Genomic DNA, 12887 nt, shown 5'->3' with positions numbered 1-12887 from the left:
TACTCGCTTTTAACCCTGCGACTGGCCGCGAGGTTTTCGCTGCCATGCCGCTGTCCCGTCGCTAAACGGCAGGCAGGTCGCTTCGGCCACAACTACCGGAGAAGCGGCCATCAATTACAAAAATAGGTCTATCGATGTATTCGAGTCTACGTTCCCTTGCAGACGATACGTTCTGTCTGCGCCTGCAGCGAGCGGCCAGGGTATGGCGCAAGGTATCCGACGAAGAGTTGAGCAATCTCAACCTGTCGGAAGCCACCACCACCCCGCTCTGGCTCATCAACAAACTGGGCGAGGGCCTGCGCCAGCGCACCCTGGCCGACCATATGGGACTCGAAGGACAGTCCCTGGTACGCCTGCTGGATCAACTGGAAAATGCCGGCCTGGTGGTCCGCCGCGACGATCCTTCCGACCGTCGGGCCAAGGCGCTGTACCTGACGGACGCCGGGCGCAAGCTGGCCGAACAGGCCGAGCTGGTGGTGCGAAAGATCCGCGCCAGGCTGCTGGACGACGTGCCGGCCGAACACCTGGCCATCATCGATGGGGTATTTGACAAGATCATTACCGCCGCTTCCGACTGACCCGTTGCGCGCCGGACCCCGTCCGCGGGTCCGGCCATTTGCCCTTCCCCTGCCCCTCGACGCCCGCGAAAAAACATTTCTACCAATATTTGCGAATAGATCGCATGAGATCTACAGTCCCTCCTGCGCCCTCGATCGTCGTCGGCGCAGAGCAGCGACCGCGTCTGCGCGAACCAGCCAAGGAACGGCGGTCGGCATATCTTTTCCAGCCGTGGAGCCCACGTCATGTCAGATTCGCCTGGAGTCAGGGACGCTACGCGTGAACGGACACTTCCCGCTCCGCCCCTGGCCGCACACCGTCAACAGATCATCGACCTGCTCGACCCGCACAGCTTTCACGAACTGGATGCCCAGGCCGAACATGACTGCGTGCATTTCGGCGCCGCCGCGCGCAAGGTCGCCGGCGACGGCATCGCCACCGGCCATGGCACCCTCGATGGCCGCCCCGTGGTGGTCTACGGCCACGACGGCAGTTTCCTCGGCGGCAGCTCCAGCCGCATCCACGCCCTGAAGATCGGCAAGGTGCTGGACATCGCCCTGCGCACCGGCGTCCCGGTGATCGCCCTCAATCACTCGTCCGGCCTGCGCATCCACGAGGGCGTCGACGCCGACTCGCAGTTCAGCCATGTCTTCTACAAGACCGTGCGCGCGTCAGGGGTGGTGCCGCAGATTTCCATCATCCTCGGCGACTGCATCGGCGGCGCCGCCTACACCCCGGCGCTGACCGACTTCATCATCATGGTCGACAACCAGTCGGCGCTGTTCCTCACCGGCCCCGCGGTGATCCGCCGCGCCACCGGCGAGGACGTGACCAAGGAAGAGATCGGCGGCGGCCTGCTGCACGCCAGCGAAACCGGGCTCGCGCATTTCCTCGTCGACAGCGCCGACGAGGCCCTGGCCCTGACCCGCACGCTGCTCTCCTACCTGCCGCAGAACAACACCGCCCGCCCGCCGCACCTGGACGGCCCCGCCAGCCAGCGCTACCCGACCCCGGCCGTCGCCAGCCTGGTGCCCGCGGAAAAGAACCTGCCGTTCGAGGTGCGCGAGCTGATCGACGGCTTCGTCGACGAGCAGTCGTTCCTCGAAGTGCACGCCCTGTTCGCGCGCAACATCGTGGTCGGCTTCGCCCGCCTGGGCGGGCAGAGCATCGGCATCGTGGCCAACCAGCCGTCGTGGCTGGCCGGTTGCCTGGACATCGATGCGTCGACCAAGGCCGCGCGCTTCGTGCGCCTGTGCGATGCCTTCGGCCTGCCCGTGCTGACCCTGGTCGACGTGCCCGGCTACCTGCCCGGCCGCGACCAGGAGCGCGCCAACGTGATCGGCGCCGGCGCCAAGCTGATGCACGCCTACTGCGAGGCCACGGTGCCGAAAATCGCCGTGGTCCTGCGCAAGGCCTACGGCGGCGCCTACCCCACCCTGGCCAACCGCTCGGCCACCGACCTGATCTTTGCCCTGCCCGGCGCGGAAATCTCGGTGATGGGTCCGGAGGGCGCCGTCGACGTGATCTTCCGCAAGGACATCGCCGCCGCCGACGATCCCCAGGCGCGGCGCAACCTGCTGATCGAGGACTACCGCCAGGCCCACGCCAGCGCCGAGTACTCGGCCAGCCGCACCTACATCGAAGGCCTGCTGCAACCCGAGCAGTTGCGCAACGCGCTGATCGCCAACTTCGCGCTGCTGCAGGACAAGATCAGCGGGCTCCCCGCGCGTCGGCATTCGAACATTCAACTGTGAAGGAGCACGGTCATGGCTATCCCAAGGAATCCCGCCAACGATTATGAGTACGACCAGGTGGCCCGACGCCTGGCCTGGGTCGCCGAGCAGACCGACACCGGCCTGCCCTACATCGGCGGCGCGCCGATCAGTGGTGAGCAGGTCAAGGGCACCTGCGAGAACTTCATCGGTTTCGTCGGCACGCCGCTGGGGGTCGCCGGCCCGCTGCGGATCGACGGCGAACGCGCCCGCGGCGACTTCATCGTGCCGCTGGCGACCACCGAGGGCGCGCTGGTTGCATCCTTTTCCCGCGGCATGAACCTGATCACCGACAGCGGCGGCTGCACGGTCACCAGCCTGGACAACCAGCAGCCCTCCAGCGAACAGCCGGGCTATCGCTTCCTCGGCGATGCGCTGACCAAGATTTCCGCGCTGGTCCTGCGCAGCCCCGCCGACGCGGCGCCGTTCGACGCCTGGCTGCGGGTGCACATGAACGAAATCGTCGCCATCGCCAATGCCACCAGCAACCACGCGCGCCTGCTGGAACTGTCGCCCCTGCTGCACGGCGACCTGGTCGGCCTGGCGTTCACCTACGCCACCGGCGACGCCATGGGCCTGAACATGGCGACCAAGGCCAACGAGGCGGTGTGCCGCTTCATCAAGAGCGAATGCCCGCAGTGGGTGGATGGCTACTTCAACACCCTGGGCGGTGACAAACGTTTCGTCGCCGACCAGGCCAAGGGCCGCTACGTGTCGGCCAGCGTGCGCATCACCAAGGCCCTGGTGGAACAGCGCCTGCGCACCACGCCACGACGCATGCAGCGCTTCCTGCAGGCCTGCAACAGCCTGCTCGCCCAGCGCGGCGCCACCGCGCCGAACATTCATGTGGCCAATGCGCTGACCGCCCTGTTCATCGCCTGCGGCCAGGATCCGGCGTTCGTCACGGTGTCGTTCAAGAACGCCTGCACCACCTTCGATGTGCTGGACAATGGCGACCTGCTCGCCAGCGTCACCCTGCCCAACCTGATCGTCGGCACCGTCGGCGGCGGCACCCGCCTGCCGGCCCAGCAGGAATGCCTGCGCATGCTGGGCTGCGCCACGGATGCCCGCAAGCTGGCGGAAATCGCCGCCGCGGTGGCCCTCGCCGGGGAGATCTCGGTGGCCGGTGCCGTCAGCGCCGGCGAATTCACCCGCGCCCACACCACCCTCGGGCGCGGCCAGCACGCCGAGGCAGGGTTCGTGCAAGCGACGGAGGCATGAGCATGGTCAGTCGTGTCCTGATCTGCTGTCGTGGGGAAATCGCCCACCGTTTCATTCGCACCTGTCATCTGCTGGGCCTCGAAACCGTGGTGATCTACAGCGCCGACGATGACCAGGCGCCGTTCGTCCTCGCCGCCGACGCCACGGTTCGGGTCAGCGCCTGGGATCCGGCCACCCTGATCCCGACGGTGATCGGCGCGGCGCTGGACAACGGCGCCGACGCCGTGGCGCCCGGCTACGGCCCGCTGGCGGAAAATGCCCAGTTCGCCGAGGCGTGCGCGACCGCCGGGCTGGTGTTCATTGGCCCCAACGCCGCCGCCGTGCGCCAGACCGGCGACAAGATCGCCGCCCGCGCCGCCGCGCAGCGGGCCCGGGTCCCGCTGGTGCCGGGGCGGAGCATCGACGGCGATGTCGAGGCCGGCGCCCGCGCCGCCGCCGAGATCGGCTACCCGGTGCTGCTCAAGGCCGCCCTCGGCGGCGGCGGGCGTGGCATCCGCGTGGTGCCCCAGGCGGCGGACTTCGCCGGAGCCCTGGCCGAAGTGCGCCATGAAGCGCTCAGGGCCTTCGGCAGCGACCAGGTCTACCTGGAGAAATTCCTCGGCGAGACGGTGCGCCACATCGAAGTCCAGGTGGTCGCCGACCAGCACGGCCATTACCTGCACCTGGGCACCCGCGAGTGCAGCGTGCAGCGCCGTCGGCAGAAGATCGTCGAGGAAGCCCCCGCGCCGAACCTCAGCGACGACCTGCGCCGGCGCCTGCATGACGCGGCACTGGCCCTGGCCCGCGAGGTCGCCTACGACAGTGTCGGCACAGTGGAGTTTCTGGTGGACGCCAGCGAGCAGTTCTACTTCATTGAGATGAACGCACGGATCCAGGTCGAGCATCCGGTGACCGAGGCCATCACCGGCGTCGACATCGTCGAACAGTTGATTCGCTCGGCCCAGGGCCTGCCCCTCGCCCTCAGCCAGGAGCAGGTGCGGTTCCACGGGCATGCCCTGGAGTTTCGCCTCTGCGCGGAAAGCGCCCATGGCGACTTTCTGCCCACCGGCGGCCGGGTGGTCGACTACCGGGTGCCCGAGGGGCCGGGGATTCGCGTCGACTCCGGCATTCGCATCGGCTCGCTGATGTCGCCGCTGTTCGACAGCCTGTGCCTGAAGCTGATCGTCAGCGCCGGCAACCGCGCCTTCGCCGTGCAGCGCGCCCGCGCCGCCCTCGACGAGCTGCTGGTGGCGGGCTTCAGCAGCAACCTGCCGGTACACGCCTGGCTGCTGGCCTGGCCGCCCTTCGTCGAGGGGCACTATGACCTGTCGATCTGCAACCACTTCCCGTCGGCCCATGCCCTGCCCGCCGAGGAGGCGCAGTTGCTGCAGGCGGTGGCGGCCCTGGCGCGCCACCTGCAGCCAGCCACCGCGCCCGCACCAGCGGCGGGCAACCCGATCTCGACCTGGACCCAGCGCAACAGCCACTGGCAGTTGTCCTGATGCCACCCAAGGAGCATGCCCGCATGAGCAGATCAGCGCCCAATACGTCACTCTCGACCCTGGACGGCAACGTCGAAGGCGACGCCGGCACGGCCCAGGTCCATATCGAGGAGCTGGGTGAGCAGCGTTACCAGGCGGTGTTCGCCGATGGCCGCACCCTGCTGCTGGAGGTGCTGCGCCAGGACGAGCTGTCCCGGCACGCCACCCGACTGGCCCTGAACGTCGAAGGCCGGCGGCAGACCGTGCACGTCACCAGCACCGGCACGCACACGGCGATCCTCGACCACGCCGGCAATCGTCGCGAAATCAGCTGGCACAGCGCCCGGCGCCGCAACGCCGGCGCCAGCAGCGGCCGCCGGGACTTCGGCAACAGCCTGCTCGCGCCGATGCCGGCCCGCGTGCTGGAGATCCTGGTCGACGTCGACAGCCTCGTCGAAGAGAACCAGCCGTTGCTGCGCATCGAAGCGATGAAAATGGTCATGACCCTGTCGGCGCCCGGTCGCCGGCGGATCGAGGCCCTGCATGTGCAGGCGGACGACAGCGTCCTCGCCGGCCAGTTGCTGATCACCTTCGCCCAGGCGGACTGAGCCTGCGGCAACCGCTCGTTTTTCTCATCTCAAAGGAACTGAAATGACACTGGAAGCCCGCCTTATCCGCTATTGCGACGACCTCACCTATGCCGCCATCGACCCCGCGGCCGTGGAGATCGCCAGCCGCTCCCTGCTCGATGCCCTCGGCGTGTCACTGGCAGGTGCCCGTGACGACGGGGTCAAGGTTCTCGCCGGGATCGTCGAAGACTGGGGCGGCCAGCCGCAGAGTCGCGTCCTCGGTCGCCGCCAGGCGCTGCCCGCGCCGGCGGCGGCGCTGCTCAACGGTGCCGCCGCCCGGGTCCTGGATTTCGACGATGTGGCCGACCCGCTGGGCACCCACCCGAGCGTGGCCATCCTCCCGCCCTTGCTGGCGATCGCCGACCTGCTCGACGCCCCGCTCGACCGCGAGGCGTTCATCACTGCGTTCGTCCTCGGCCAGGACCTGTCCATCCGCCTGTCCCGGGCACGCAGGGAAACCCTGCTGGAGAGCGGCCGCTACGACCTGTGCAAGGTGATCGCCGCCACGGCCGCCGCCGGCAAGCTCTACGGCCTGCGCGGCAACCAGTTGCAGCACGCCCTCGGCATCGCCTACACCAGCGCCCTGGGGGAAACCCAGTGCATGATCGATGGCGCCTCGACGGTGTTCTACCAGCAGGGCCTGGTGGCGGCCAACGCGGTGCGCGCGGTGGTCCTTGCCGCCAACGGCTTCACCGGCGCCAGCCAGTTCCTCACCGGTCGCTGGGGCTACTACAACGCCTTCGAACCCGGCTCGGCGCTGGAAACCATCGACGCCGACCTCGGTTCCAGCTTCAGCAACACCGACGGGATCGCCTTCAAGCCCTACCCCACCTGCCGGCCGAACACCTCGGCCGTGGCCCTGGCCCTGGAACTGGTGGGCGGGCGTCGCCTGAGCGCTGCCGAGGTGGTGCGCATCGACATCCGCACCAACCGCCAGATCCATGACCTGGTCAGTGCCCCGGTGGAACGCAAGCAGGCGCCGACCACGGTGGTCGAGGCGCGTTTCAGCCTGGCCTACAACGTCGCCACGGCCCTGGCCAGCGGCGACCTGTTCATCGACGACTTCACCGAGCAGGCGATCCTGCGTCCGGAGATCATCGCCTTGAGCCGCAAGGTCTTCCCGGCCCATGACCCGGCCTGCGAAATTGCCGAGCTGGGTACCCACGGCAAGATCAAGGTGCGCATCGAGCTGACTGACGGCACGGTCCTGCAGGGCGAGGTCAACCATGCCAAGGGCAACCCGCGCAACCCGATGAGCCAGGAAGAGCTGCTGCACAAGTTCGACAAGTGCCTGGGCTATTCGGACGCGGCCCATGCCCGGGCGCACGCGGCCACGGTGATCGACTGGATCTTCGACCGCGACGGCATCAACCCCGCCTACACCGTGCTGGCCCAGGCCCTGCACGCGCCGCTTTGAGACGGGCGCCCGGATAAGCCTGTTGGGGCTGCTCTGCAGCCCTTCGCGAGCGAGCTCGCTCCCACAAGACCCTACACACAATCCTGTGGGAGCGAGCTCGCTCGCGAAGGGCCGCAAAGCGGCCCCGATTGGCTTGACTGGCCAACATCAGGCGCCCAGGGCGCCTGTTGTCGTTCAGGACACCTTGTCCACCTCCACCACCGCAATGCGCCTCGGCGCCCCGCGCTCCACCGGCCCACCCTCGATCTGCGCGATCAGGTCGAGCTGACGCTGCCGCGCCAGGACGATCGAGCGGGTCTTGACGTGCCCGTAGCCGCGAATGCTCTCCGGCACCCGCGCCCAGCTCACCAGCAACGGCAAGGTGTCGGCGTTCAGGCGCGGCAGCAGGGACAGCAGCGTGCGCTGGTAGTCGTCGAGCAAGTGGCGTTCTTCACGCCGCTCCTTGAGCAGACCGAACGGGTCGAGCGCCGTGTGACGGAGAAAACGCAGCCCGGCCAGCGCGCGGAAGACCGGGATGATCCAGCCCGACACCTTGATCTTGCGCGGCTCGCCAGCCCGCTTGCGAAACACATCCAGCAGCGGCGGAGCCAGGTGGAAGGTCACCTTGGGCCGCCCGACGAAGGATTCGCCAAGGCTGCGCAGGAACGCCGGCGAGCTGTGCAGGCGCGCCACCTCGTATTCATCCTTGAACGCCATCAGCTTGAACAGGTTGTGCGCCACCGCGTAAGCCAGGGTGAGATCGCCCAGGCTCGCGCTGGCCTGCACCACCTGCTCGACGAGCTCGCGGTAACGACCGGCATAGCGCTGATCCTGGTAATCCAGGAGAAACGCGCCGCGCTGCTCGACGACCTGCTCCAGGGTGCGCGGCGGCGGCGCTTCGCTGGGCATCAGCGGGTTGATCTGGGCATCGACGAACGCAGGGTCGGCGGCCAGCAGGCGCCCCCAGGCGAACGCCAGCCGGTTGGCCTGGACATCACCGCCATGGATCTCCAGCGCCCGGTCGAGGGCGCTGAACGCCAGGGGCACGGCGCCCTGCTGCCAGGCATAGCCGAGCAACAGGATGTTCGCCTGCATCGGCCCGACCACCGCCGCCGCGACTTCCCGCGCATCCACGGAGAGGTAGTGCTCGGCACCGACGATGTCGCTCAGGCGCTTGGCGATCGCCGCCGTCTCCAGGCGCAGGGTGGCGTCCTGGAGCATGGCGCCGGCCTGGACTTCACTGGTGCTGGCGATCACCCGCGAGCGGCCGCGCTGCAGCACGTTCAAGGCTTCGTCTTCCGAGGCCACGGCCAGGTCGGAGGCGATCAGGACGTCGGCGCAGGCGCGGTCGATGCGGTGCTGATGCAGGTGCCGGGAGTCATGGGCGAAGCGGATATGGCTGAACACCGAGCCGCCTTTCTGGGCGAAGCCGGTGAAGTCCAGCACCGACACCTCCAGCCCCTGCAGGTGCGCGGCCATGGCGATGGTGCCGGCCATGGTCACTACGCCAGTACCGCCGACGCCGGTGAGCAGCAGTTCGAAGGTGCGCGCGAACTCCGCGCGGCGCGGTGGCGTCAGGGCGTCCGCGCGGACCAGCACATCGGCGCCGGCAACGGCTGCCCGCCGCGGCTTGGCGGGGGTGCCGGTGACCGTGACGAAGCTCGGGCAGAAACCCTTGACGCAGGACTGGTCGAGGTTGCAGGAGTCGGCGTCGATGCTGCGCTTGCGGCCGAACGCGGTGTCCACCGGCACCACCGACAGGCAGTTGGATTTGGTCTGGCAATCGCCGCAGCCTTCGCAGACCTGCTGGTTGATCACCACCCGCGAGCGCACCTTGGCCGGCGGCGCGCGCTTGCGCCGGCGGCGGGCTTCGGTGGCGCAGACCTGGTCGAAGACCAGCACGCTGACCCCGCGTACCTCGCGCAGACGCCGCTGGACGCTGTCGAGGCTGTCGCGGTGATAGACCTGGACGCCCTCCGGCAGACTGTCGCGGGCCTTGTAGCGGCTCGGGTCGTCCGCCACCACGACCACCTCGCGCACCCCTTCGCCGCGCACCAGCTCGACCACCTGGCGCACGCTCAGGGTGCCGTCCACCGGTTGGCCGCCGGTCATCGCCACCGCGTCGTTGTACAGCACCTTGTAGGTGATGTTGGCGTTGGCCGCGATGGCCTGGCGGATCGCCAGGTAGCCGGAGTGGAAGAACGTGCCGTCGCCCATGTTCTGGAAGATGTGCGGGGTCGCCACAAAGGCCATCTGCCCGAGCCAGTCCACGCCCTCGCCGCCCATCTGCACGCTGCCGCTGGTGACGCGCTCGGGCATGCGCGCCGCGAGGGCGTGACAACCGATGCCGAGCCGCGCCTCGCTGCCCTCGGGCAGTTGGGTCGAGGTGTTGTGCGGGCAGCCCGAGCACAGGTACGGGGTGCGCTTGAGCCAGTGGAAGTCCCGCGAGACCGGTCCCTCGATCCAGTAGCGCGGCACGTCGATGTCCAGACCGAACGGCGCCAGGCGCCTCGCCAGGACCCAGAGGATGCGCGACGGCCGCAGCTCTTCGACCACCGACAGCAGCGGCTGCCCGCGCTCATCCAGCTTGCCGATGATCAACGGGCGGTTTTCCGGGCGGGCATTGAACAGGCTGCGCTTGAGCTGGTCCTCGACGATGCCTTGCTTCTCCTCGATGATCAGCACCCGCTCGCAGCGCCTGGCCCAGGCCTCCAGGACCGGCGACAAGGGATGCACGACGCGGATGCTGAGCAGGGCGATCCCGGCCTTCTCCAGCGCCTCCAGCGATACGCCGCCCTGCTCCAGGGCCTCGCGCACGTCGCCGTAGGCTTTGCCGACGGCGGCGATCAGCAGCCGCGGGAAGGCCGGCGCGGTTTCCACCCGGTCCAGGGGATTGGCGCGGATGAAGCGCCGCGCCGCCTCCAGCTTGTGCGGAAAACGCCGCTCGATCTGCATGCCCGGCAGGTCCGGCCAGCGCCAGTGCAGCCCGTCCGGGCCGGGATCGACCTCCGGCTGGGTGAACTCGGGCGCCGCCAGGGTCTCGACCGAGCGCGAGGCCTCGACGGTTTCGGTGATGGCCTTGAAGCCGACCCACAACCCGGAACACCGCGACAGCGCCCAGCCCCACAGACCGCAGTATTCATAGTCGTCGAGCCCGACCGGATGGATCACCGGCAACCCCCAGGCGATCAGGGCCTGGTCCGACTGATGGGACATCGACGACGAGACGCAGCCATGGTCGTCACCGGTGACCACCAGCACGCCGCCATGGGGCGACGCACCGTAGGCATTGCCGTGCTTCAGGGCATCACCGGAGCGGTCGACACCGGGGCCCTTGCCGTACCACATGGCGAAGACCCCATCGTGCAGGCGCGCCGGGTCGCTTTCCACGCGCTGCGTGCCGATCAGCGCGGTCGCCGCCAGGTCTTCGTTGATCGCCGGCTGGAAGCGCACATTGGCTTTTTCCAGCAGCGGCCTGACCCGCCACAGCTCCTGGTCCAGGCCGCCGAGGGGAGAGCCGCGGTAGCCGCTGACGAAGCCCGCCGAATTGATCCCCGCCGCGCGGTCCGCCGCGGCCTGGGCCAGCAACAGGCGGACCAGCGCCTGCTGGCCGCTGAGGAAGATCTTGCCAGGCGGCTCTTCCAGGCCGCGCAGGTAACGGGAGTCCAGCCGATACGCCGAGTCCAGAGTCATGACCGAGCCCCTTCGATGTGCGCGCGAGGTGAATGGGAGGGCGTGACGGCCAGGCGTTTCAGGCCTTGCCGGGCGATCTGGATCGCCTCCTGCAGCACGTCGTCGTCGCCGATGTGGTTCATCAGCAGCAACACCAACTGGGCGTGGAGCAGGTGCCCGGTCGCGGCGTCGAGGTCCTGGCAGGCGTCCGTCAGCAACTGGTAGGTGCGGTCCGGGTTGCCCAGGCGGCATTGCGTGGCCAGGCCAGCGCCCGGTGAAGTGGCGGATCGGCTCATGACACGTACTCCTGTGCGTGGACCGGCAGCCCGGTGGCCGCCGCGAGGGCAATCGAACGCGCGATGGCCGCTGGATCGGGGAACGCCAGGAGGGTCAGCACATGCTGGTCCGGACGCACGATCAGCACGTCTCCCGGCTGCAGGCCGTAGCGCGCGGCGACCAGGCCGCGGTGATCCCACACCAGGTCCTGCCCCGGCGCGGGCTCGCCGGCGCTCACCACCAGCAGGTCGACCGGATAGGCCGAGGCGATCGTCGCCGGCACGCGGCCTGGCGCCGGCTCGTAGAACAGCACAGTGAAGCCGCGCCGCCCCAGGTGGTCGAGCAGCCATGCGGGTTCGCCGCCGACCGTGACCGGGGCGTCCGGCGCGGCCGTGCCAGGGGCGATCCGGGCACCGCCGGGGTGGGCGAACTGATCGAACTGGCCCACCCCTTCCAGGCGCGCGGGCCGGGACAACCGCCCGGAGTTGATCAGCGCCCGCCCCCACGAGGTGGTGCCGGCCAGGGCCAGCGCCGCTTCGCGCAGAACGTGGGCGGCGCGGCTCGGCGGGGTGATGAAATCGGCGCTGCGGGTGGAGTTGAGGATGTTTTCGTCGGCGGCGAACACCCGCTCCTCGTCATAGGAATGCAGCAGCGACGGCGACGCCCCGTGCAGGAGAATGCCGGCCAGGCGCCAGGCGAGGTTGTCGGCATCCTGGATCCCGCCGTTGCCGCCACGCCCGCCGAACGGGCTGACCTGGTGCGCGCTGTCACCCGCGAAGATCACCCGCGAGTGGACGAAGCTTTCCAGACGCCGGCAGCGGAAGGTGTAGACGCTGATCCAGTCGATGCGCAGCGGCGTCCCCTCACCGAACATCGCCCGCAACCGCGCGGCGACCCGCTGCGGTTCGCGCTCGACGGCCGGGTCGGCCTCCGGCCCCAGCTGGAAATCGACGCGCCACAGGTCATCCGGCTGCTTGTGCAGCAGCACCGAATGGTTGGGGTGAAACGGCGGGTCGAACCAGAAACGCCGCTCGGCGGGAAAGTCCGGCTTCATTTCCACGTCGACGATCAGGAAGTGGTCGTCGAACACCTTGCCGATGAACGGCAGGTCCAGCGCCGTGCGCACCGTCGAGCGCGCGCCGTCGCAGGCGACCAGCCAGTCGCACTGCAAGCGGTAGGCGCCGTCCGGGCATTCGATGCTCAGGGTCGCGCCGAGGGGCTGCTGTTCGACGCCGACCACCCGGCTCAGGCAACGCAGGTCGACCAGGCCGGTAGCCAGGCAGGCCTGCACCAGCCACTCCTCGATGTAGGTCTGCTGGATGTTGAGGAAGGCGGGGCTGCGAAAGCCGGGCTCCGGCTGGAAGTCGAAACTGAACACTTCCTGGTCCTTGTGGAAGACCCGGCCGAGCTGCCAGTCGACGCCTTTTTCCCGCAGCGCCTCCGGCAGGCCGAGACGACCGAGGATTTCCAGGCTGCGCTGGGCGAAGACAATCGCGCGGGAACCTTCGATCAAGGTCTGCCGCGCCTCCACCACCACGCTCGCCACACCACGGCGGGCAAGGTCGAGGGCCAGGGTCAGGCCTACCAGGCCGGCACCGACAATCGCGATAGGCACCTTGCGCAGCGTACCGAGCCGAAGCTCCGGGGGGGTGGCATAGGTCAAGCTGGACGGCTGATGCATGGTTCGTCGCCTCCGATGGCAAAGTGCTGCGTTGAGAAACGCAAACAGGGTCCGCCGAAGGAAGTTAGCTCTCTTGCGCTTAGTTCGCAAGAACGCCAAAACCGAAGGTATATAGCGGATCAAACTAGTGTTATCGCGATTTATTCAGCGTCTTTCGTCGCGACCGGCCAGAACGAAGCATCGCCACAATTGGCAAAAAATCAATAAAAACACGGTGATAAT

At 68.5% G+C, this 12887-nt stretch carries 9 protein-coding genes; 6 read left to right on the top strand and 3 right to left on the bottom strand.

The annotated features are described in order from the left end of the window. Window positions 1-227 precede the first annotated feature (227 nt). From CHB99_RS16370 to CHB99_RS16345, 6 genes are all read left to right on the top strand, one after another. The gene (locus CHB99_RS16370) at window positions 228-578 is read left to right on the top strand and encodes a MarR family winged helix-turn-helix transcriptional regulator (RefSeq protein WP_212555913.1); all 351 of its coding nucleotides are present in this window, start codon (window positions 228-230) and stop codon (window positions 576-578) included. A gap of 225 nt (window positions 579-803) precedes the next feature. Continuing rightward, a complete protein-coding gene (locus tag CHB99_RS16365; protein WP_042122198.1) occupies window positions 804-2312 on the top strand; it encodes an acyl-CoA carboxylase subunit beta in 1509 nt (502 codons plus the stop codon). Window positions 2313-2324: 12 nt separating this feature from the next. After that, complete coding sequence (locus CHB99_RS16360) at window positions 2325-3551, top strand: hydroxymethylglutaryl-CoA reductase (RefSeq protein ID WP_042122199.1); 1227 nt, start codon at window positions 2325-2327, stop codon at window positions 3549-3551. A 2-nt stretch (window positions 3552-3553) separates the two neighbouring features. Then, on the top strand, window positions 3554-5032 hold the full coding sequence (locus CHB99_RS16355; RefSeq protein ID WP_042122200.1) for an acetyl-CoA carboxylase biotin carboxylase subunit: 1479 nt from the start codon (window positions 3554-3556) through the stop codon (window positions 5030-5032). Window positions 5033-5055: 23 nt separating this feature from the next. Continuing rightward, complete coding sequence (locus CHB99_RS16350) at window positions 5056-5619, top strand: acyl-CoA carboxylase biotin carboxyl carrier protein subunit (protein ID WP_167335842.1); 564 nt, start codon at window positions 5056-5058, stop codon at window positions 5617-5619. Window positions 5620-5662: 43 nt separating this feature from the next. Further along, window positions 5663-7057 (top strand): MmgE/PrpD family protein, encoded by a 1395-nt coding sequence (locus CHB99_RS16345; RefSeq protein WP_042122202.1) that lies wholly within the window; start codon window positions 5663-5665, stop codon window positions 7055-7057. A 174-nt stretch (window positions 7058-7231) separates the two neighbouring features. Here the strand turns inward: CHB99_RS16345 and CHB99_RS16340 are convergent, their stop codons facing one another. The 3 genes from CHB99_RS16340 to CHB99_RS16330 are packed head-to-tail and all read right to left on the bottom strand — an operon-like array spanning window position 7232 to window position 12665. After that, window positions 7232-10729 (bottom strand): indolepyruvate ferredoxin oxidoreductase family protein, encoded by a 3498-nt coding sequence (locus tag CHB99_RS16340; RefSeq protein WP_042122204.1) that lies wholly within the window; start codon window positions 10727-10729, stop codon window positions 7232-7234. Continuing rightward, a complete protein-coding gene (locus CHB99_RS16335; protein WP_042122205.1) occupies window positions 10726-11004 on the bottom strand; it encodes a DUF2783 domain-containing protein in 279 nt (92 codons plus the stop codon). The genes CHB99_RS16340 and CHB99_RS16335 overlap by 4 nt, the downstream gene beginning before the upstream one ends. Beyond that, window positions 11001-12665, bottom strand: coding sequence for an FAD-dependent monooxygenase (locus CHB99_RS16330; RefSeq protein ID WP_042122206.1), 1665 nt, complete (start codon window positions 12663-12665; stop codon window positions 11001-11003). The genes CHB99_RS16335 and CHB99_RS16330 overlap by 4 nt, the downstream gene beginning before the upstream one ends. Window positions 12666-12887: the final 222 nt, after the last annotated feature.

Origin of the sequence: Pseudomonas japonica (assembly GCF_900188455.1) — a bacterium.
GTDB lineage: Bacteria > Pseudomonadota > Gammaproteobacteria > Pseudomonadales > Pseudomonadaceae > Aquipseudomonas > Aquipseudomonas japonica.
The sequence above is the reverse complement of the archived record's forward strand: the minus strand, read 5'-3'. Positions and strand labels throughout refer to the sequence as shown.